The organism is Pseudomonas sp. MWU12-2020 (assembly GCF_023100605.1).
GTDB lineage: Bacteria > Pseudomonadota > Gammaproteobacteria > Pseudomonadales > Pseudomonadaceae > Aquipseudomonas > Aquipseudomonas fluorescens_H.
Genome location: NZ_JALMEX010000001.1, coordinates 163,508 through 185,403 on the forward strand (window position 1 = coordinate 163,508; position 21,896 = coordinate 185,403).

Annotated in this window: 16 protein-coding genes; 4 read left to right on the forward strand and 12 right to left on the reverse strand. The window is 59.8% G+C overall.

The features are described 5' to 3' along the window. The first annotated feature begins 468 nt into the window (after positions 1–468). Positions 469–2,127 carry a nitrite/sulfite reductase gene (locus M0814_RS00855; RefSeq protein WP_103484762.1) on the forward strand — a complete coding sequence of 553 codons (1,659 nt, stop codon included), beginning with the start codon at positions 469–471 and terminating at the stop codon, positions 2,125–2,127. After that, positions 2,111–2,605: a DUF934 domain-containing protein gene (locus tag M0814_RS00860; protein WP_103484763.1), complete on the forward strand. Its 495-nt coding sequence runs from the start codon at positions 2,111–2,113 to the stop codon at positions 2,603–2,605. The genes M0814_RS00855 and M0814_RS00860 overlap by 17 nt, the downstream gene beginning before the upstream one ends. A 57-nt stretch (positions 2,606–2,662) precedes the next feature. On the opposite strand, the gene M0814_RS00865 is transcribed toward M0814_RS00860, so the two are convergent. Together M0814_RS00865 and sohB are read right to left on the reverse strand one after the other, a co-directional pair. Continuing rightward, a complete protein-coding gene (locus tag M0814_RS00865) occupies positions 2,663–7,492 on the reverse strand; it encodes a DUF6543 domain-containing protein (RefSeq protein ID WP_103484764.1) in 4,830 nt (1,609 codons plus the stop codon). A 189-nt stretch (positions 7,493–7,681) separates the two neighbouring features. After that, a complete protein-coding gene (sohB, locus tag M0814_RS00870; protein WP_003225526.1) occupies positions 7,682–8,713 on the reverse strand; it encodes a protease SohB in 1,032 nt (343 codons plus the stop codon). A gap of 205 nt (positions 8,714–8,918) precedes the next feature. Here sohB and M0814_RS00875 point away from each other — a divergent pair, with 205 nt between their 5' ends. Together M0814_RS00875 and M0814_RS00880 are read left to right on the forward strand one after the other, a co-directional pair. Then, positions 8,919–9,629: a histidine phosphatase family protein gene (locus M0814_RS00875; protein ID WP_103484765.1), complete on the forward strand. Its 711-nt coding sequence runs from the start codon at positions 8,919–8,921 to the stop codon at positions 9,627–9,629. A gap of 64 nt (positions 9,630–9,693) precedes the next feature. Further along, positions 9,694–10,008: an SCP2 sterol-binding domain-containing protein gene (locus tag M0814_RS00880; protein WP_103484766.1), complete on the forward strand. Its 315-nt coding sequence runs from the start codon at positions 9,694–9,696 to the stop codon at positions 10,006–10,008. Between the two features lie 57 nt (positions 10,009–10,065). Here M0814_RS00880 and M0814_RS00885 read toward each other — a convergent pair whose 3' ends face one another. The 10 genes from M0814_RS00885 to M0814_RS00930 all read right to left on the reverse strand — a co-directional run bounded on the left by M0814_RS00885 (position 10,066) and on the right by M0814_RS00930 (position 21,797). Continuing rightward, complete coding sequence (locus M0814_RS00885) at positions 10,066–10,656, reverse strand: hypothetical protein (RefSeq protein WP_103484767.1); 591 nt, start codon at positions 10,654–10,656, stop codon at positions 10,066–10,068. Then, positions 10,653–11,705 carry a hypothetical protein gene (locus M0814_RS00890; protein WP_003225534.1) on the reverse strand — a complete coding sequence of 351 codons (1,053 nt, stop codon included), beginning with the start codon at positions 11,703–11,705 and terminating at the stop codon, positions 10,653–10,655. The genes M0814_RS00885 and M0814_RS00890 overlap by 4 nt, the downstream gene beginning before the upstream one ends. A 12-nt stretch (positions 11,706–11,717) precedes the next feature. Then, positions 11,718–12,245, reverse strand: coding sequence for a PAAR domain-containing protein (locus M0814_RS00895; RefSeq protein WP_003225535.1), 528 nt, complete (start codon positions 12,243–12,245; stop codon positions 11,718–11,720). A 43-nt stretch (positions 12,246–12,288) separates the two neighbouring features. Continuing rightward, positions 12,289–13,908, reverse strand: coding sequence for an ABC transporter ATP-binding protein (locus tag M0814_RS00900; RefSeq protein WP_103484768.1), 1,620 nt, complete (start codon positions 13,906–13,908; stop codon positions 12,289–12,291). Between the two features lies 1 nt (position 13,909). After that, positions 13,910–14,932, reverse strand: a complete 1,023-nt coding sequence (locus tag M0814_RS00905; RefSeq protein WP_103484769.1) for an ABC transporter permease — start codon at positions 14,930–14,932, stop codon at positions 13,910–13,912. Beyond that, positions 14,932–15,996 (reverse strand): microcin C ABC transporter permease YejB, encoded by a 1,065-nt coding sequence (yejB, locus tag M0814_RS00910; protein ID WP_103484770.1) that lies wholly within the window; start codon positions 15,994–15,996, stop codon positions 14,932–14,934. The genes M0814_RS00905 and yejB overlap by 1 nt, the downstream gene beginning before the upstream one ends. Beyond that, positions 15,983–17,833 (reverse strand): extracellular solute-binding protein, encoded by a 1,851-nt coding sequence (locus M0814_RS00915; protein ID WP_103484771.1) that lies wholly within the window; start codon positions 17,831–17,833, stop codon positions 15,983–15,985. Before M0814_RS00915 ends, yejB begins: the two co-directional genes overlap by 14 nt. A gap of 228 nt (positions 17,834–18,061) precedes the next feature. Further along, positions 18,062–20,704: a TonB-dependent receptor gene (locus tag M0814_RS00920; protein WP_103484772.1), complete on the reverse strand. Its 2,643-nt coding sequence runs from the start codon at positions 20,702–20,704 to the stop codon at positions 18,062–18,064. A gap of 116 nt (positions 20,705–20,820) precedes the next feature. After that, positions 20,821–21,324: an RES family NAD+ phosphorylase gene (locus M0814_RS00925; protein WP_103484773.1), complete on the reverse strand. Its 504-nt coding sequence runs from the start codon at positions 21,322–21,324 to the stop codon at positions 20,821–20,823. Next, positions 21,321–21,797: an MbcA/ParS/Xre antitoxin family protein gene (locus tag M0814_RS00930; protein ID WP_103484774.1), complete on the reverse strand. Its 477-nt coding sequence runs from the start codon at positions 21,795–21,797 to the stop codon at positions 21,321–21,323. The genes M0814_RS00925 and M0814_RS00930 overlap by 4 nt, the downstream gene beginning before the upstream one ends. Between the last annotated feature and the right edge of the window lie 99 nt (positions 21,798–21,896).

The window sequence follows — 21,896 nt, forward strand, 5'->3', positions numbered from 1 at the left end:
TACTGACGCCTGATCCCGTTTTTTGTCCGACAATCGTCGGAAGCGGGCCCGAATCGGTCGTTTACTGATGACTGACCCAGAATACCGCCGTCCCTACTACGAGAATGATCAGGAACAGAATGGCCCACGCATCGACACTGCTATCGCTTTTTTTTGCCTTGGTCGGATTGCTCATTGCATCGCCTCTTGTCGGTTTTATCGGTGATTGCAGAAAGACTCGATCACAGTTAAGACGATGATTGTCCCCGCGACAAATGTGGGTTAATCAACAACCATTCTCGTTAGGCGATTTGGTTCTTTACATATACTCAAACATCACTTTTGCGCATAACTGCAAACGGGTATATTGCCCCGGCTCCGTTAGGGAGTGCGCGGCCGTGCGCGCGTAATTGCAGAGGCACCATCGGACTCCAGCAAGCGAAAACGCAGCGTTTTCCGAGTAGCCCAAAGCCTGAGAACAGGACTTATATGTACGTATACGACGAGTACGATCAGCGGATCATCGAGGACCGCGTCAAGCAGTTCCGTGATCAGACCCGACGCTATCTGGCAGGTGAGCTGAGCGAAGAAGAATTCCGCCCCCTGCGCCTGCAAAATGGCCTGTACATCCAGCGTTTCGCGCCGATGTTGCGCGTGGCAGTGCCTTACGGCCAACTGACCTCGCGTCAGGTGCGCATGATGGCCAAGATTGCCCGTGACTACGACAAGGGCTACGCCCACATCAGTACCCGGCAGAACGTGCAGTTCAACTGGCCGGCGGTGGAAGACATCCCGGACATCCTCGCCGAACTTGCCACCGTGCAGATGCACGCGATCCAGACCAGCGGCAACTGCCTGCGCAACGTCACCACCGACCAGTTCGCCGGTGTCGCTGCAGACGAACTGATCGACCCGCGTCCGTGGTGCGAGATCGTCCGTCAGTGGACCACGTTCCACCCGGAATTCGCCTACCTGCCGCGCAAATTCAAGATCGCCGTCAACGGCTCGACCGCTGACCGTGCGGCCATCGAAGTCCACGACATCGGCCTTGAGCCGGTACACAACGCCGCCGGCGAGCTGGGCTTCCGCGTATTGGTCGGCGGTGGTCTGGGCCGTACCCCGGTGGTCGGCGCGTTCATCAACGAGTTCCTGCCGTGGCAGGACCTGTTGAGCTACCTCGACGCCATCCTGCGTGTGTACAACCGCTATGGCCGTCGCGACAACAAATACAAGGCGCGGATCAAGATCCTCGTCAAGGCGCTGACCCCTGAAGTCTTCGCGCAGAAAGTCGATGCCGAGATGGAACACCTGCGCGGTGGTCAGACCACGCTGACCGAAGCCGAACTGCATCGCGTTGCCAAGCACTTCATCGACCCGGACTACAAGGCTCTGGATAATCAGACTGCCCAACTGGCCGAACTCGACAAGGAACACCCGGGCTTCGCCCGCTGGCGCTCGCGCAACACCCTGGCGCACAAGAAGCCGGGTTATGTCGCGGTGACCCTGTCGCTGAAACCGACCGGCGTTGCTCCGGGCGACATCACCGACAAGCAACTGGACGCCGTCGCCGATCTGGCCGAGCGCTACAGCTTCGGTCAACTGCGTACTTCCCACGAGCAGAACATCATTCTGGCCGACGTCGAGCAGAGCCAATTGTTCACCCTGTGGGGCGAGTTGCGTGAAAGCGGTTTCGCCACGCCGAACATCGGTCTGCTGACCGACATCATCTGCTGCCCGGGCGGCGATTTCTGCTCCCTGGCCAACGCCAAGTCGATCCCGATCGCCGAATCGATCCAGCGTCGTTTCGACGACCTGGACTACCTGTTCGACATCGGTGAGCTGGACCTGAACATCTCCGGTTGCATGAACGCCTGCGGTCACCACCACGTCGGCCACATCGGCATCCTCGGGGTGGACAAGAAAGGTGAAGAGTTTTACCAAGTGTCCCTCGGCGGCAGCGCCAGCCGTGACGCGAGCCTGGGCAAGATCCTCGGCCCGTCCTTCGCCCAGGACGACATGCCGGACGTAATCTCGAAGCTGATCGACGTGTACGTTGAACAACGCACCGAAGACGAGCGCTTCATCGACACCTACCAGCGTATTGGCATCGACCTCTTCAAGGAACGCGTCTATGCAGCGAATCATTAAGAACAACGAGGTGGTCGACGAAACCTGGCACTTGCTGCCCAAGGACGCGACCCTTGACGGTATCTCCAACTGCGACGACCTGATCGTGCCGCTGGCCCTGTGGCGTGATCATGCTCACGCGCTCAAGGCCCGCGACGGCGGGCTGGGCGTTTGGCTGGATGCCGATGAAGAAGCCGAGGAAATCGGTGCCGACGTCGCGCAGTTCCAGGTGATTGCCCTGAACTTCCCGGCCTTCACCGACGGCCGCAACTACTCCAACGCCCGCCTGCTGCGTGACCGCTACGGTTTCAAAGGTGAACTGCGGGCGATTGGCGATGTGCTGCGCGATCAGCTGTTCTACATGCGCCGTTGCGGTTTCGATGCGTTCGCCCTGCGCGCCGACAAGGACCCGTACGATGCGCTGGAAAGCCTGAAAGACTTCTCGGTGACCTACCAGGCCGCCACTGACGAACCGCTGCCGCTGTTCCGTCGCCGCTGATCGAAAACGCCTTGAGCCGTTGCTCAAGGCGTTCTTCCCCTGCCCTTCGAAGCTCAGTCAGACTGACGCCTCTTCATCAACATCGCGGCTCCCTGCAACTTCATTGACCGGATTGCGCGCCAGGGCCTCCTCGGTGAGCCGGCGAAGCAATGCCTGACGTTCGTTGCGGAAGTTGTCGTGGATTGCATTCATCTGTACCGCCGCCGCTTCACGGGAAAGCCCTGCCTGCCCCTCCAGTTGTGCCAATGCCTGCGCACTGCGCTCCCTGACGGCAGCGAAGGACGGCGCCTGGGTGGATTCGAGAAACTCGATCCAGAACCGCTGGCCGCTGCACCATTCGGAGAATGCACGAGTGCGCTCGACGCGCATGACGGCCTGATACACCTCATCCAGATCCGCCGGCGACACTTCGACCTGCAAGGGACGGCTCAGCATGTGTGGCTGGCCCGGCAGATTCAGGCGCTCGGCCAACCCCACGCGGTAGGCCAAGCTGTATTCCAGCGCCTGTTCGTGAATACCCGGTTGGTGGCGACTGTTGATATCGGCCAGGACCCGCTCCTCCAGCTCCTGCAGGCGAAACAACCCCCTGAGCAGATGCGTCAGTTGCCACTCCAGCGGCGCGCCGCCCAGTCCTGCCGCCAGCCTGGCCCGAAAACACAAGACCTGAACCTCCATCTCGCTGAACACCGCCGAATAGCCATCGACACTGATGGCCCCGGCCCGCGCGGTACGAAACAACTCCGTGCGCAAGCGCGCATCTTCGGCTGCCGCCTCTACCACATTCCATACCCGCTGGCTGAAGTAGGGGTAAATCTGCGTGTAATCGGCCGTATGAACCAAGTGCGCCAGTACATTGAAAAAATCCCGCGAGCCGGGCGCCGCCCGCACCGCGTCCCAAGTGGTGCGGCGCGGTGCCGCTTCGGCCTCGGGGCTGCCCACCAGCCAGCGCGCGCTCTGGCCATCAAACGCCATGCTCAGTTGCGACAAGCGCTGATAGGTCGGAATCGTCACGCCGAAACTGACGCCGTTCGCCTGCTGATACGTCGCAATCTGTTGCAGCGTTTCCGCCGACAGCGGATTGCCATGCAGCCGGGTGGCGCGACTGAGCGCTGCCGGCCCATCGAACGCCGCCGCAGGCAGCGCGGTGATCTGGTTGTCGCGCAGATCAAGCAGACGCAACCGCGCCAATCCGGCAATGCCCCGAGGCCATTGTTCAAGGGCGCAGCCACGCAACTTCAGGCTTTCCAGATCAGCCAGCAAGCTGACGTCGGGGGCGTGCGAAAGATGCGGATTCAAGTCCAGGTCAAGTACGCGCAACCGGGTCAGTTGCTCCAGCGCAGACGCTGAAACGGACGACAAATGCAGCTGGTTGTTGCTCAGGTCCAGCTCCGTCAGCCAAGCCATGTTGTTCAGGGCCGGAGGCAGCTGCGTCAGGTGATTTTCCCGCAGCGAGAGGCTGCGCAGATGGCTGAAATTCTGCAAAAAAGCGTTGAATCCCAGCGTAGGCGCCACGCCGTCCATCACCAGATGGGTGACGTGGTTGAAGTCGCCGACGATCAGCGGCAGCTCGCCCAGAGGCTCTGGTGCCAGGCACAAGCTGTCGGGCAATCCGTCACCGGGCCGTCCGGGCTCCTTGCGCCAACTGCGGATGATGGTGCGCATGGCGCGCAGCTTGGCTGACTGTGGCACGAGTTGCCATACGCGATCGGTACCGGCACTCCAGGTTTGCCCGCTCACCCAGCGACTCAGGGTTTCGCGGATCCCTATAAACTCCAGGCGCAGCTTTTCCAGCTTCATCAGAATCGCGATCTCGTCGCTGCCCAGGGTGGCGAGCAGTGCCTGGATCTGCTCGGGAGCGTACGCCGGATAGAGTTCCTGCGCACGCCGCGCCGCGATTGAAATGTTGGCACTTGAGCGAGCACCCGGCCCTGCCGGCGAACGGTCTGCCAGGCCCATCGGCGAAAAATCGCCGGGCCGATCGCCCATGGCCACGGCAAAGGTCATGCGTCGCTGGAGAGCAAGCCGGGTAATATTCTCGCGCAGCACCTCGGCCCCGGCATCCGCCAGCAAGCCCAGTGCGGTTTTGCGCGGCGCCGACAGTCCGTGCCATAGCGCCTGAAAATAATGCGCGCGGGTGCGTCCGGCAAATTCAGTCAGGGGATGCTCGGTGCCATCGAAGACGCTGACCCGGTCTGCCAGCACATTGACCAGCATTCGTTCGCGGGCGTCGACCGGGCCGATCGAGGCGACGTTACCGTAGCTGCCCGACCATTCGAGAATTTCAATCAACGGGGTGCCCGACCAGCCTGGCAGGTGCTCAAGGGTATCGAGCACCAGGCGGTTGGTGTCGTAACCACCGCCACTGTCCAGATACAGGCCTTCATAGGCGCGACACACCGCGATAGCCTGCAAATAACGCCGCACCTCCTGTGCCAGACGCAATGGGATGCGGCCGGCATCCAGCTCCTGCGCCTCGCCAATCAATGCATCGCCCACCAGTTCTTCGGCCACGCTGGCCGGCAGATTGGCAAACCTGTCGAGCAGCAATTGCGCTCGGCCATTGCTCGCTGCTTCGCTGCGTCGGTAGACCCGCTGGAACAGTTGCACCCGCAGGCTTTCAGCTTGCGCACTGACAATTTGCAGGAGCTTGCTGCTTTGCTCTCCCGCATCCGTCGTCGTCAGACCAAGCAGAGTCTCACGCTGCCGGGTTTCGAGGGTCGATAACAGCCATGAATACAGTTGGCCCTTGCCCAGTGCCTGTTGGGTGATTCGCAACGAAGTCGTGGCCGTTGGTGCGCCGTAGACATTGCCCCGGATTCCCGCCGAGTCGACGACTTGTATAGCGCTGTCGACCGGCCAGCCCGCCAATGTCGTGAGCACCTGCAGTTGCAGATCAGGGTCTGCCAATGGCGCGGATGCCGGAGTCTGCAAATGATCGAAAAACTCAGTCACCGTCGCGTCGGCGCGAAACCGCCGGACCGTATCGATGAGCAGCGCCGGAGGATGGCCGTTATCAATGTGAATCTGGCGCAGGACGCTGTCCTCGACACCGCTTACGGCAAGGGCTCGCAACGCGGCGTCGTCCGGGATTTGTTCCCGGGTAAAACCGAAGCGGCGAAACAGCGTCAGGCGATCCCACTCCTGCACCAGTTCGGTGTCATGGCGCCAGGCGCCGCTGCCATTGGTTTCGAGCACCGGCGAATAACGGTTGGCGACCTCGGACGGCGCCAGGACTTCCCACAACTCGGTCTGCGGCTTGGGGCGCACGGCATAATGGTGCGCGTCCAGGGTGAGGAACGCCTGGCCTTCGACCCAGCGCAAACCGCGCTCATCGGGTGGCAAGCCTTGTGGCAGCAGGCGCTGCTGGCGATAGGCGCTGAGGTCAGGCTTCCACAAGCGGGCCTGGCCTGCGGGCAGGCTGATCATGCGCAGCCGTTTGATGAACGCCGATGACCGAACGACTCTGAACGTGGCGCCCGCGGCCCGTGTTCCCGCCGCGAACGCCGCCAGCAGGATCAGGTTCTCGACCACATCGAAAAAGTGATCCGTTGCCTGCTCCTTCTCGCCCCGTGTCCAGCTGGAAATGCCCTCATAGACGGTCCAGAGCAACTGCACCGCGGTAGCTGCCAGCAACACTTCGCCCAGCACGGGGATAAACGATGCGGCCATCAGCAGCAGATCGACGCCGATCGTCTTGTAGGTATCCAGTCGGGCCAGCCGGGTTTTTTCGTCTTCATCGTCGGTGGGAACCACCATCAGCCGGGCATCCGCCAGGGTCTGCTCGGCATGTTGGCGGTACGTCATGCTGAACGGATCACCAACGAAATCGATGCCGGACAACGTGATATAGCCGGAGGCATGTGGCAGCATCGAATTGCTGCGCGGATACAGGCGGGCATCGAGCTCCGTCTCCCAGAGCAAGCGCTCACGGACCTTGATATAGCGGGTGAAGAACTTGCGGAACGCCGTCTTTTTCAGGCGCTCGCTCAACTCCCTCTCGAAATCGCTGAAGGAGGCGTATTCCTTCAGCGGGTGTAATGGATCGCCCGGCAGGTAGACCACGCAACGGTAGTCGTCGTCGGCGTGCTCACTGACCGGCCCGATGAACAGCGCGCCGCCCAGCGTCACCCCGAACATCTGCAGCCCCTGATAACCCAGGGTGTTATGGCCAAGTTTGATTGGACTCTGGTTAGTTGTTACTGCCTGCAACATCTGATGTACATCCGCACTGATGTATTTTTTCATCAGTGCAAAATGTCTTTCCACTTCAAATCGATTCCGCCAATTGGCAATGCACTTGTTGCGCAATGGATTAACTTCAGCATCAACAGCGAATACTGCCCGAAGATGCGTCTGATACTGCTTGCCCAGATCCAGAGTCCGACACAGTGTTGCAAACTCGTGTGGTGGTAGCGGCAATATCCGAGGTCCGCGCCCGGTTATTTTTTCGGGAATATAAATCAGCGAAGTTTCGTTGTAATTTGTCGCCTGGGTTTCACTTGCTTCAAAGTTTTCACAGGCGGCGCTCAACAGATCACGCTCGATCGGCAATACCAGTTTCCTGCGCAGCCCCAGCAGGCTGGAGGTCGAGCGTACGTGCTGAAAGATCACCCCATTGATATCCAGCGGTTCACCCAACTTGTCAGCCATCGCCTTGGCAAGCAGCGGCGCACAGAAGCTTTGCGGTGACTTCAGGCTACTCAGCGACTTGCCGGCTTCACTCTGAGAGCGATGACTGGCAATCAAGCTTTGATAGAGCTTATGACGCAACTCACCGGGAGCCGCCAACAACCAGTCCGGTGTATTGTTTTTAATTAACTCGAAAAACAGGCCTTTCTGTTCAGGCGTCAAAACAGGAATAGCATCACGAACCGACAAAGAGGACATATTGAACACTCGACAGCTGAAAAGTATCACCAGCTTACCGAGCGCTGCTTTATAAAAAAGCGTGAATAGTCGATAAAAACAGCGAGGTTCGAATCAACAATTCGAACTCGAGAAATACATATATACCGCCAAAAAATAAAATAGCCCCGCTCTCGGCAGGACAGAGAACGGGGCTATTTTTTTATTGCATTACCAGAAACGTTGCTGGGTCAGACGACTCCACCAGTTCAGCAACACACGATCCACCGAACCGCTGGCCGCCATGCCGATGCGTTCCTGCAGGCTTTTGCGTTCGGCGTAGTGCAGGTGGTAGACCTCAGCCTTTTTTGCCCGGTCGGCGAGGTACTCGTCGCTGGTCTTGAGTTCGTCCACCAGCTGTTTGTCCAGCGCCGCGACACCGAGCCAGACCTCACCGGTGGCGACCTCGTCGATGGCCAGCTGCGGGCGGTAGCGGGCGACGAAGTTCTTGAACAGTTGATGAGTAATGTCCAGGTCTTCCTGGAATTTCTCGCGGCCCTTTTCGGTATTTTCGCCAAACACGGTCAGGGTGCGCTTGTATTCACCGGCAGTCAGCACTTCAAAGTCGATGTCGTGCTTTTTCAGCAGGCGATTGACGTTGGGCAACTGCGCGACGACGCCGATCGAACCGAGGATCGCGAACGGTGCGCTGATGATCTTCTCGCCAATGCAGGCCATCATGTAACCGCCGCTGGCCGCGACCTTGTCGATGCACACGGTCAGCGGCACGCCGGCCTCGCGGATACGCGCCAGTTGCGACGACGCCAGGCCGTAGCTGTGAACCATGCCGCCGCCGCTTTCCAGACGCAGTACCACTTCGTCCTTTGGTGTGGCGAGAGTCAGCAGTGCGGTGATTTCGTGACGCAGGCTCTCGGTGGCCGACGCCTTGATGTCACCGTCGAAATCGAGCACGAACACCCGGGATTTGCTCTCGGTTTTGCTCTTCTGCTTCTTCTCGCCTTTCTCAGCCTTGGCCTGGCCCTTGCGCAAGGCCTTGAGCTGATCCTTGTCGAGCAGGGTCTGCTCCAGGCGCTCACGCAGCCCTTTATAGAAATCGTTGAGCTTGCTGACCTGCAGCTGACCCGCCGACTTGCGCCGGCCCTTGCTGCGCAATGCAGCGAAACTGGCCAGGACCACCAGAATGGCAACGACCAGGGTCACGGTTTTGGCCAGGAAGCTGGCGTATTCGGACAAAAACTCCACAGAGACTCCTTAAAACAATGCGCGGACACGAAACACGCGCGGGATCGCTCCAGCATACCCATGCGCTGGCCCGTCGACCAGCCGTGAAACCTCTGGCAACAGGCCTGTAACGGGCATTTCAAACAAGCGTATGTTTTTTCATTGACAGCACTTCGTCATCCTCATAACCTCGCCACAACCTTCAACGTACCGGGATGACGCGGACGTGGGCAGCATCTATTTGATTCGACATGGCCAGGCCTCCTTTGGTGCAGACGACTATGACGTCCTGTCGCCGATCGGTGTGCGCCAGGCAGAAGTCCTTGGCCAGCACCTCGCCGAGCTGGGAATCCGTTTCGATCGCTGCCTGGCGGGCGACCTGCGTCGCCAGCAACACACGGCCACCAGCGCGCTGGAGCAGTTCACCGCCAAGGGCCTGTCGGTACCGACGCTGGAGACCGACTCCGCGTTCAACGAGTTCGATGCCGACGCGATCATCCGCGCCCTGATCCCCGCCATGCTGGCGGACGAGCCGGAAGCCATCGACATCCTGCGCAACGCGGCGCAAAACCGCGCCGAATTCCAGCGCATCTTCGCCCTGGTCATCGAGCGCTGGCTGGCGGGCACCTACGACACCCCCGGGCTGGAAAGCTGGCTGGGTTTCGTCGAGCGGGTACAGGGCGGACTGCACCGGATCCTCGAACAGGCCGACGGCAACCAGAAAATCGCCGTGTTCACCTCCGGCGGCACCATCACCGCCCTGCTCCACCTGATTACCCAAATGCCTGCCCGGCAGGCCTTTGAACTGAATTGGCAAATCGTCAACACCTCGCTCAACCAGCTGAAGTTCCGCGGTCGCGAGGTGGCTTTGGCTTCCTTCAACAGTCACGCACATCTGCAACTGCTGAAGGCTCCGGAACTCATCACTTTCCGCTGAGTCCGGATAACTGTGACCCTTGCTGTAATCAACCAGCGCCTATTACCCAAGAAAGGATCGAACCATGACCTCCGTAGCTGATGCCGTACAAGCAATGAAAGCCAAGTTCAACCCAGCCGCCGCTGCCGGTCTGGATCTGGTCTTCGGTTTCCGCATCGACGACACCAAAAACTTCTCGCTGATCGTCAAGGACAGCACCTGCGAGCTGCAAGAAGGCGAGAACCCGAACGCTCAGGTCACTCTGGTGATGGACGGCGAAACCCTGGAAGGCATCGTCGATGGTTCGACCGACGGCATGCAAGCGTTCATGGGCGGCAAACTGCGCGCTGAAGGCGACATGATGCTGGCGATGAAACTGTCCGAGCTGTTCCCGTCGTAAGACTACGTCGCAGTACAAACAAATCCCGCCTTGATGGCGGGATTTGTCATTTCCGGGTCATTGGATGCCGGCGGCGTCCAGCTCCTTGAAGACCTGCCGATCGGCGATCTGGCTCTCACTCTCGGGGTACATCAACTGGACGCTACCCCCTGGGATGATTTCACCGGTTTGCGCATCCCGGGCGAAGGTGATGACATACCGCTCACCCTGGTACTTCAGGTAAATGTTGTAATAATCCTGTGGCTGATCCGGCGCTTCGAAAGCGCTGTAGCGGTAGCGGATGCGTGGAATCAGCATCGGCCACTCCTTGTCAAGCAAGTCACCATTGACCGGCGGAAACGCCGCCTCGAGGGCCACAATGGCGCCAGCTACCAACTCATCGTTGTCGCTTGGCTTGAAAGGTAATGGTCTGTTACGCAGCATGGTTACAGCGCTTTTTTTTCCATCGACAACATCAGTGCGGTACATATCGGTACGAAACCATTTTGTTGCATCAAAACGGTTTTCTTCCGGACTCCAGTCGCCGTAGTACATCATCACTTTCTCGCTCATCGCATCTTCCCTTGTGTGCAGATAGAGCCCCATCGCACTAAAAACCAGCAAAAAGGCCGCTACGAGACCCAAGCGCTTGTGAAAATTAACAGTCATGGTTGTGCCGGAAGCCCTTTTTTAAACTTCATTTGCTGCTTCGGTGGCCCCAACGGCGTATTGCCTGAGCGCACCTTTCCGACAGCCCCATAATCGTCCAGCGGATAACTCATGTTCTTTTCGTTTTTCGCGCGGCTCTGAGCATGCATCAAAAGCTTTTTGTCATTTTCGGTAGCCAGCTCCGGCGGCTGAACCGGGGCTGTTTCGCCCGGCAGCTCCACGGTGTCGTCCTTTTTTGACAATCTGTATTCAGCAAGACGCCGTTCGTAGCCAGCCTTCTTGATCATGAAAGCGGATTTGGCTCGATTATCCGACGCTACACGCGCCTTCGCCCCCTCCAGACCATCGCGCTCTGCATCACTGCCATATGTTTGGTCGTAAAGGCTGCGCCGCGGGTAAGCATGAATGGTCGCCCCGGTTGCATCGGCAAGTTTCTGTGCAAGGCTGAGCTCGTAATGTTCCTGCCCCTCACTGACAAGTGCCGTCTCATCAACCCCCAACCCGGTTCGGCATGCGTACGAAAAGATATTAGCGCCGAAGGCAAAGGCATCAGGCTGCAACTGGCTCGCTTGGGCAGGTCCAAAGCGATAGCTGGCATCCTTACCTTCGATTTCGTAACCGAACTCGATATTGAACACCACGCCGTGGGCAAAGATGTCGAGCTGTTTGATCTCGCGCTTTTCCTCTACCCGCTTGTTTATGAAAGCAACCAGTTCGGCGGCGGAATCAATCTCAAGGTATTCGGCTCTGTATGTGTTGACGACAAGCTCTTTGAGCCTGGCGCGCATTTTGGGATCGTACTCCGCGACAAACAGCAGAAAAAAGGTTTTGTCCGCGGCACCCTTTTTAAGGTTCGAGTAGTCTCTCAACTGGCCAACACCTTGGTTGATGAAACTCATCTTGTTGCCGTAATTCTCGCGAAATTCCGTCCAGCGACTAATGTGGTAAGAGCCCACCACAGTTACATAATCGTATTTGAGTGTCCCCTTGACCTGCGTCGTGCCGTGCTGATCGCTTGTCTGGGCCTGTTTTTTCTTCGGTGGCGCCACGTCTGACCTTCCTTAGTAAGCAATGCCCAACGCATCCAGATGAGCGGCGGCTTCCTTGCCCCATTGCACGACAACGGAGGTAGGATCGGCGGTGAACACCCGAGCGGCGTTGCCGTGGTTGTCGGTGTGGCCGACGAGGCGCTGGCCGTCGCCGGTTTCGATGCAATAGAGCATATCGGGAATGGCTTCGCCGGTGGTTTCGTCGACCAGTTGGAAGCGTTCGCTATGCTTGGGCACGGTAACGATCGGAGTGAACGGCACGGCGCCGACTGCGGTGCCGACGAAAACGTCACCGGAGCCAGTGATGATCATGCCGCCATGAGCGGTGGAGCTGCCGAGAAAGGCAATAGGTTTGCCATTGATCAGTATGTTGCCTATCCCTTCGGTGACGGAGTCTCCGCAAGCCGTGGAATCGCCGACACGCAGCACCGGCATGCCGTTGATGTTCACGTTGGGCGAACCGCTGGTGCTTGGGTTGGTACCGTGACCGGTCACCGGGCAGGCATTGAGATCGCTGAGTCGAGCGGCAGGTTTTGCCATCATCTACTTCCTTGTATTGGCCAGGGCGCGGAATGTACCGGATCTACACCGCGGATAAAAGTTTGTCCGTATGTGTAGCAGGCAAAATCGTCGTGACAAACGATGCCGCCAATAGCTCCTGCGTATAAGGATGCCGCGCCGCCCTAAACAGCTCATCGGTCTGACCCTGTTCCACCACCTCACCCTCCTTCATCACAATCAGGTCATGGGCCAACGCCCGCACCACCGCCAGGTCATGGCTGATGAACAGATAAGTCAGACCATGCTCTTCCTGCAGTCGCCGCAATAAAGCAACGATCTGTTTTTGCACCGTGCGATCCAGCGCCGAGGTCGGCTCATCGAGCAAGATCAAATCCGGCTTGAGCACCAGCGCCCGGGCGATGGCAATCCGTTGGCGCTGGCCACCGGAAAATTCGTGGGGATAGCGATGACGGGTTGCTGGATCAAGCCCGACTTCACGCAGCACATCGATCACCGCCTGCTCGCGCTCGGCAGCATTCAAATCACTGTGCACCTGCAAGCCTTCGGCAATGATCTGCGCCACGCACAGGCGCGGACTGAGGCTGCCGAACGGATCCTGAAACACCACTTGCAGGCGTTTGCGTAGCGGCCGCAGTTGCTTGCCACTCAACTGCTCCAGCGCCTCACCTGCAAAGCGAATGCTGCCCTCGGCGTCGATCAGCCGCAAAATCGCCTGGCCCAAGGTCGACTTGCCCGACCCCGACTCACCAACAATCCCCAAGGTTTTGCCGCGCTGCAGATTCAAATCGATGCCCTTGACCGCCTGCAGCCAGGTCTTCGGCCGCAGCCAACCGCCCCCCAGGCGAAAGCGCACATGCAGATCGCGCACCTGCAACAAGTCCTGCGCCACATCCCGGCACAGCGCTTCGCCCCCCGGCTCGGCGTTGAGCAATTCGATGCTGTAGGGATGCTGCGGCGCACGGAACAGTTGCTCGCACGGCGCCTGCTCGACGATCCGCCCACTGCGCATCACCGCCACTCGCTGTGCGATGGTGCGCACCAGATTCAGGTCATGGCTGATGATCAGCAGCGCCATGCCGAGCCGCTGCTGCAAGTCTTTGAGCAGCAACAGAATCCTGCGCTGCACCGTCACATCCAGCGCCGTGGTCGGCTCGTCGGCGATCAGCAGTTGCGGCTCGCAGGCCAGCGCCATGGCAATCATCACCCGCTGGCGTTGACCGCCGGAGAGTTGATGCGGATAGGCCTTGAGCCGTTCGCGCGGCTTCTGAATCCCCACCAGCTCCAGCAACTCAAGAATGCGCTCACGGGCTTGCGCGCCCGCCAGGCCTTTGTGCAGCGCCAGGCTCTCACCAAGTTGCCGCTCAATGGTGTGCAGCGGATTCAGCGAACTCATCGGCTCCTGAAAAATCATCGCGATCCGGTTGCCCCGTAACTGCCGCAGATAGCGCTCATGCACACCGAGCAGCTCTTCACCGGCATAACGAATGCTGCCATCGATCCGCGTGATGTTCGGGTCAAGCAATTGCAGGATGCTGTGGGCGGTCACCGATTTGCCGGAGCCAGACTCCCCGACCAGCGCCAGGCATTCGCCCGGACGAATATCGAGGTCGATGCCATGCACCACTGGCTGGCCGTTGAATGCCACACGCAGGTCGCGGATTTCAATCAAGTTATCGTTCATCTCAAGTCCTTGGATCAAACGCATCTCGGCAAGCCTCGCCGATGAACACCAACAGAGAAAGAATCAGCGCCAACGCAAAAAAAGCCGTCAGCCCCAACCACGGCGCTTGCAGATTGCTCTTGCCCTGACCGATCAGTTCGCCCAATGAAGCGCTGCCGGCGGGCATGCCGAAACCGAGAAAATCCAGCGCCGACAAGGTCGCGATCGCTCCGGTAAGAATGAACGGCAGATAGGTCAGGGTCGCACTCATGGCGTTGGGCAAAATGTGACGGCTGATCACCTGCGCATCGCCAACCCCCAGCGCCCGCGCGGCTTTCACGTATTCCAGACCGCGGCTGCGCAGGAACTCGGCGCGCACCACATCGACCAGACTCAGCCAGGAAAACAGCGCCATGATCCCCAACAGCCACCAGAAATTCGGCTCGACGAACCCGGACAGGATGATCAGCAGGTACAACACCGGCAGCCCCGACCACACCTCCAGCAACCGCTGCCCGAGCAGATCGACCCAACCGCCGTAATAGCCTTGCAAGGCCCCGGCAGCAATGCCGATCAGCGCACTGGCGGCGGTCAGCGCAAGGGCAAACAGCAGCGACACCCGCGTACCGAAGATCACCCGCGCCAGCACATCCCGCGCCTGATCGTCGGTGCCCAGCCAGTTCTCGCCGCTCGGTGGACTCGGTGCCGGTTCAGTCAGGTCGTAATTCACCGTATCGAAACCGAACGGGATCGGCGCAAACCACATCCGCCCACCCTGCCCCTCGATCAGTTGCCGCACCTGCGCACTGCGATAGTCCGGCTGGAACGGCAATTCGCCGCCGAAATCCTGCTCGGTGTAGCGCTTGAACGCCGGGAAGTACCACTGGCCCTGATACTCGACCATTAACGGTTTGTCATTGGCGATCAGCTCGCCGCCCAGGCTCAGGCCAAACAGCAGCAGAAACAGCCACAGTGACCACCAGCCCCGCCGATGGGCCTTGAACCGCGTCCAACGGCGCTGTCCGATGGGAGATAGAGTCAACATCAGGCAGTCCTCGCGGTGAAGTCGATGCGCGGGTCGACCAGCGTGTAGCACAGGTCACCGAGCAGTTTTATCAGCAGGCCGAACAGGGTGAAGATGAACAGCGAACCGAACACCACCGGGTAGTCGCGCGACACGGCCGCCTCGTAGCTGAGACGGCCGAGGCCATCGAGCGAGAAGATCACTTCGATCAGCAACGAACCGCCGAAAAACACCGTCACCAGTGCTTGCGGCAGCCCGGCGACCACCAGCAGCATCGCGTTGCGAAACACATGACCGTATAAAACCTGACGCTGACTGAGGCCCTTGGCCCGCGCCGTCACCACGTACAAGCGCGAGATCTCGTTGAGAAAGCTGTTCTTGGTGAGAATCGTCAGCGTGGCGAATCCGCCGATGACCAGCGCCGTGACCGGCAGCACCAGATGCCAGAAGTAATCGGCCACTTTGCCCCACGGTGACAGCTCCGCGAAGTTGTCCGAGACCAGCCCGCGCACCGGAAACCAGTCCAGCGCGGTGCCGCCGGCGAACACGATGATCAGCAGCAGTGCAAACAGAAAACCCGGCATCGCGTAGCCGATGATGATCGCCACGCTGCTCCAGACATCGAACGCCGAACCGTTGTGCACGGCCTTGCGGATGCCCAGCGGAATCGACACCAGATAAGTGATCAACGTGGCCCACAAGCCCAGTGACAAGGTCACTGGCAGCTTCTGCCAGATCAGTTCGGTGACGCTGGCACCACGGAAAAAGCTCTGACCGAAATCCAGCTGCGCGTAGCTTTTGAGCATCAACCACAGGCGCTCACCGGCCGGTTTATCGAAGCCGTACTGACGCTCGATGTCGGCCACCAGTTTCGGGTCGAGACCCCGGGTGGCGCGGGATTCGCCACCGATGGTTTCAACATGACCACCGCCCACCGCCGCGCCGACACCAATGCCCTGCAACCGGGCAATCGCCTGTTCCACCGGGCCACCCGGCGCGGCCTGCACGATGACAAAATTGACCAGCAGAATGGCGAGCAAAGTCGGCACGATCAGCAGCAGACGCCGCAGGCTATAACCCCACATGGGCGTACTCCTTTTGCTGTTGCTGCATCTGCGCGGCCGTCAGCGCGGTCGGGCTGATTTCCCACCAGGTATCGAGTCCGGCGTCGTACAAAGGCGCCGTCGCCGGGCGGCCGAAACGGTTCCACCACACCGTGGAAATCCCCGGTGGGTAGTAATTGGGGATCCAGTAATAGCCCCACTGCAACACCCGATCCAAGGCATGGGCATGGCGCAGCAGGCTTTCGCGATTGTCGGCCTGCACCAGACCTTCGAGCAGGGCATCGACGGCCGGATCGCGCAGCACCATGTAGTTGTTCGAGCCGGGATCATCGGCGCCGTCGGAGCCGAAGTAATTGAACATCTCGCGCCCCGGCGCCTGGCTCACCGGGTAGCCGACGACGATCATGTCGTAGTCGCGATTGCGCACGCGGTTGGTGTACTGCGCGGTGTCGACCTGGCGGATATCGAAGCCGATGCCGATCTGCGCCAGGTTGCGCTTGAACGGCAGCAGCAGCCGTTCAAAGCCCTTCTGACCGTTGAGAAAAGTGAACTGCAGCGGCTCGCCATTGGCATTCACCAACTGATCACCACGGGGTTTCCAGCCGGCGGCTTCCAGCAGCTTCAAGGCCTGCAACTGCTCGGCGCGGATGTTGCCGCTGCCGTCGGTTTTCGGCGCTTCGAAGACTTGGGTAAACACCTCGTCGGGGATCTTGCCGCGCCACGGTTCGAGGATTTTCAGCTCCTCGGCATCCGGTAACTCGGTGGCCGACAACGCACTGTGCGAGAAGTAACTGCGCTGGCGCAGGTACATGCTGCGCATCATTTGCCGATTGCTCCATTCGAAATCCCAGAGCATGGCGATCGCCTGACGTACCCGGCGATCCTGAAACAGCGGTTTCTGCAGATTGAACGCGAACCCTTGCGAGCCCTGCGCGGCACCCGGCGCCAGATGTTCGCGAAGCAATCTGCCCTGCTCCAGCGCTGCGCCGGCATAGCCGATGGTGTAACTGGTCGCGGAAAATTCGCGGTTATAGTCGAAGCCGCCAGCCTTGAGCACCTGCCTTGCAACATCGGTATCGGCGAAGAACTCCACGCTCAAGTGATCGAAGTTATAGAGGCCGCGAGTGATCGGCAGATCCTTGGCCCACCAGTCGGCAACGCGCTGGAATTTCACGCTGCGCCCGGCATCCACGGCGCTGATCCGGTACGGGCCACTGCCCGGCGGGATTTCGAAACCGGCGCCCTCGGCGAAATTGCGCGTACGCCACCAGTGCTCGGGCAATACCGGCAGCGTCGCCAGATCCAGCGGCAAGGTGCGGCTGTCGTTGTTCTTGAAGTTGAAGCGCACTTGCGTCGGCGACTCCACCACGACGTCGGCGACATCACGAAACTGCTGGCGATATTTGAGGCTGCCCTGAGTGGTGAACAGCTCGAAGGTGTAACGCACGTCTTGCGCGGTGATCGGCGTGCCGTCGTCGAAGCGCGCGTTGGGGTTGAGGTAGAAGCGCAGCCAGCGGCGATCTGCATCCAGTTCCATCTGCTGCGCCACCAGGCCGTAGACGCTGTAGGGTTCGTCCTTGCTGCGATAGGCCAGCGGCGCGTAGAGCCAGCCGTCGATGTCGGCGACGCCGGTGCCTTTGTCGATGTAGGGAATCAGGTGATCGAACGGGCCGCTTTCCAGTGAAGAGCGGCGCAACGTTCCGCCCTTGGGAGCGTTGGGGTTAGCGTAGGCCAGGTGTTGAAAGTCCGGGGCGTATTTGGGGGCTTCGCCATAGACCGTGAGGGCGGGTTGCGGGGCGGCCCAACTGAATGGGCTTAGCAGCGCAAAAGCGCTGAACAGAATGAGCCTGGATAGCATTGGCAGATCCTTTTTGCACGGTGTTGCTACTGGCCTCTTCGCGAGCAAGCCCGCTCCCACAAGGAAGTTGTGCTCACCGCTGTTCCCCTGTGGGAGCGGGCTTGCTCGCGAAGGCGCCAGTACAGTCACCAAACGTCCTGCCTACCTGTGATGTGCAACAGGCCGGCGATTTTTATAGGGCTGGCTTTAGATCAATAAGTGACTAAAACCCGCCCCCTCTGGGCATTTTCAGAACTTGTAATTGACCCGCGTGTACAGCGTCCGGCCGAACGGGTCGCCGTATTTCGGGTCGTAGCCGCTCTGGAAGGTGTAGGTCTGGTTGCTGAACGGTGGCTCACGATCGAACAGGTTCTTCGCGCCGAGCGTTACGCTGAGGGTTTTGCGCCAGGTGTAGGTGCCAGCCAGATCCCAGACGTTGTACGAGCCAACGTAATCGTGGGTCTCGCGGTCGGAGTCGTGGTAGCCGCTGGTGTAGCGGTTGGTCAGGGCGATACCGTAGGGGCCGTAGTTCCAGCTGCCGGTCAGGCTGTGGCGCCAGCGGGCCACGGCACCGGCCGAGGAGAAGTCGCCGCCGCGGAAATCGCCGAGCTTGTCGATGTAGTCGCCCTTGAGCTGCTGCTGGTACTCGTACCGACTGACATAAGTGCCCTGCAGGCCGATCCCGAAGTTACCGTACGGAGTGCTCGGCAAACGGTAATCGAAGCTGACATCGACACCATTGGTCTTGATCTTGCCGAGGTTGGCCAGGCCCGTGACGATGTGATCGATGGAACCGTCAGGCTTGCGAATCAGGCGGTCCGGGTACAGCTCCGGGTTCTCGAACACCGCCGATTCCGGGAACTCTGCGATCTGGTTGGCGATGTTGATCCACCAGAAATCCAGCCCGGTGGTCAGGCGTTCGAACGGCTGATAGACGAAGCCGAGGGTAACGTTGCGTGCGGTTTCCGGGCTCAGGTCAGTGTTGCCACCGGTTCTGCTGTAGAACTGCTGGGCGCAGTCACGGTTGGCGATCCCGCCGTTGCTCGGGTTGCCGCCTGCGCACAGCCGAGGGTCGTTGTAGTTGGCGACCGTGAATGTGGTGAAGTTGGGGTTGTACAACTCGTACAGTGACGGCGCGCGAAAACCTTCACTGTAGGCGCCACGCACCACCAGTTCCTTGAACGGCTGGAAGCGGAACGAGTATTTCGGGTTGGTGGTGCTGCCAAAATCGCTGTACTTGTCGTGGCGCACGGCGGCGGACAATTCGAGGCTGTCGAGCACCGGCACGTTGACCTCGGCGTACTGCGCCGAGACGCTGCGATCCCCCGCGACACTGGCATTGGGGTCGACACCCAGACTCTGCACGTCGGCGGCGAACTGGGCGAAGTCCTGATGGAAATCTTCCTTGCGGTATTCGCCACCCAGCGCCAGCGCCGAAGGGCCGGCACCGAACCAGTCACCGATCTCGCGGCTGACACGCCCGTCAATCGCCTTCACGCGGCCGACCGCCGTGCCGTAATCGCCGTCTACGGAATTGGCTGCCAGCAGCGCCTGCCCGGCAGCAGTCTGCGCACCGAACGGGTTGATGATGCCATTGGCAATGCCGGCGCTGACGGCGCGGTCGTTGACATAGCCGGCCTCGATGCTGTTGACCACTTTGTTCTGGTTGTACGACGCACCGACGTTGTAGTCCCAACCGACCACGCTGCCGTCAAAGCTCAGCAGCAAACGCTGCCCGGTGTTGTCGTCTTCATGCTGACGGGCGCCGACAGCGCTTTCGCGCCAATTCACATCGACCGGCTGCGTCGGGTCGAGAGCGAAGCTGTTCGGGCCTGGGGTAATGCCGTTGCCGGGATAAAACGCCGTGCCGGGATTGACCTGGTTACCCATCAACGTGCCGGGACCGATCTGCGTGCGGTTTTCGTTGCGCGCCCAAAAGTATTCGAGGCTGACGTTGTGGTCGTCCGAAAGCTTGCCGGTTGCTTTGGCGAAGGCCGAGGTCTTCTCGGTTTCCGGCACCAGGTCGAGGTAGTTCCACAGACTCTGGCGGCAGATGCCATTGCGCGCCAGCAGGCCCGGGGCGTTGCAGCCGGAACTGGCCAGCGGGTTGGTGGCGTTGCTGCCCTGGCTCCAGTTCGCCGGTGATGCAGTGCCGGAGGTGTAGTCGAGGCCGCGTCCAGGCTGATAGTTGTAGGTGTAGCCACGATCCTCGGCAGCCAGGCGTTGCTGCTTGTCATAACTGACCACGCCGAACACGTTGAAACGGTCATCCTGCAAATCGCCAAAGCCCCAACTGCCGCTGAAATTACGACTTTCACCACCGCCGGCATGGGTCGGCGTGTCGTAGTTGGTGCTGAGTTGCCCTTCGGTCAGGCTGGTCTTGGTGATGAAGTTGATCACCCCGCCGATCGCATCGGTGCCGTACAGCGCCGAGGCGCCATCACGCAGCACCTCGACACGATCGATGGCGGCGAACGGGATGGTATTCAGGTCAACCCCGGAACCATTGATCGCATTGGTCGCGTTGTTGCTCAGCCGCCGACCATTGAGCAGCACCAGCGTCTTGTTCGGGCCGATGCCACGCAAATCCGCATACGACGCACCGCCGCTGCTCGAACCCACCGAACGCCCCGAGCCGACTGAGGACTGGTTTGCGGAAATCCGGCTCACCAGTTCTTCGGTGGTGGTCACGCCCTGCTCGCGCAGTTCTTCAACTCGCAGAATGGTGACCGGCACCGCCGTTTCAGCATCGACCCGGCGAATCGCCGTGCCGGTGACCTCGACTCGTTGCAGCTGGGTTGTCGGCTCGTCAGCGGCGACCGCCGGCAAGGTGTTGATTGCCAGCAGCAAGGCCAGGCTCAAACGAGATCGAACGGGTAAAAAATGGATCATGAACAGCCATCCCTGCGTTTTGGTTTATGCAGGGATGTGCAATGGACAGCAGCGTTTTATAGAGCCCGATTTAGACCGTTGGGTGATGAGGTTATGCAAAAAATGGCAAGCGTGGATCAAGCCAGTTCCTTCTCCTTCAGCAACCGGGTATCCAGCCCAAACCGCTCCTGGGAAACCATCTTGAACTGCCCCTCTGCCAATTCGCAGCTCACCAGCAGATTCCAGGAGTGCCGGGTCGCCGCCGAGGGGATCAGTACAAACGGATGCTCAGCGAGTAACGCATCGGCAAACAGTTGTTGATTGGGGGAAGGCTTTGCAGGGCTCAACCAGTAAGGATTCGGCACCTCCTCCGGCTGGACGATTTTCACCTTTGCTTCGCTGATGACCTCAAAGCACGTGAGTACATAACGTTCGCTGTCGAGCGCATCAAAACTGCGATTGGCTGCCACCTCCAGAATCGCCGAGGACGGATCGACTGATGCATAAACGACTCGCCGCCCGGGTATGTTCCATCGGCCACCATTGAGATTCGAACCCATCCCGCTGTCCCACGTCCCTCCGTAAATCTCGGGGTCCAGCCGCCAGGCATACCAATGCTCGTCCCAGGGCAAGGGATTCATGGGTAAACCCCGTATATCAGCTGCCCCAGATACTGCTCCACCATCTGAAACCCCAGTGAGTGCCGGATAAACTCGATGGGTACGCGACCGCTCAGGTAGGTGCTGGGTTTGCGCAGCCACTCTTCGGCCCGTGACTGCCTCCCGAAGGCGTGAATGGCCTTTTCCAGCACCAAGGCATATTGGTAGGCGACGACGCTCTGCTGGGAATCAAGCCGTACCGGTTTACCTTCCTTCAGTAATCGCCGTACGGTTCTGACCGACTTGCCGGTGATACGTTTGACCATATCGCCTTGCAGATACAGTTCAGAGGTTGAAAGCATGTTGACCACATCGTTCAGCTCAAAACCTTCGTCGGTAAGTTGAACGATCAGAAAGGCGTCGTCACCTATGTTCCGGCCATGCACGAGCAAGTCGACAGGTTTGCCCTCGGCCCTCTTCACACCCGTCAGCCGGGGTATCTTGACGCTGGGCATCGCGACATCCTCCACGGGGCATCTGGCACGATCGTCACGCCATTGAAGGCGATGGGAATAAGCAGGCGTTTCGTATTCGAGGTGATGAGTTCGCATGAT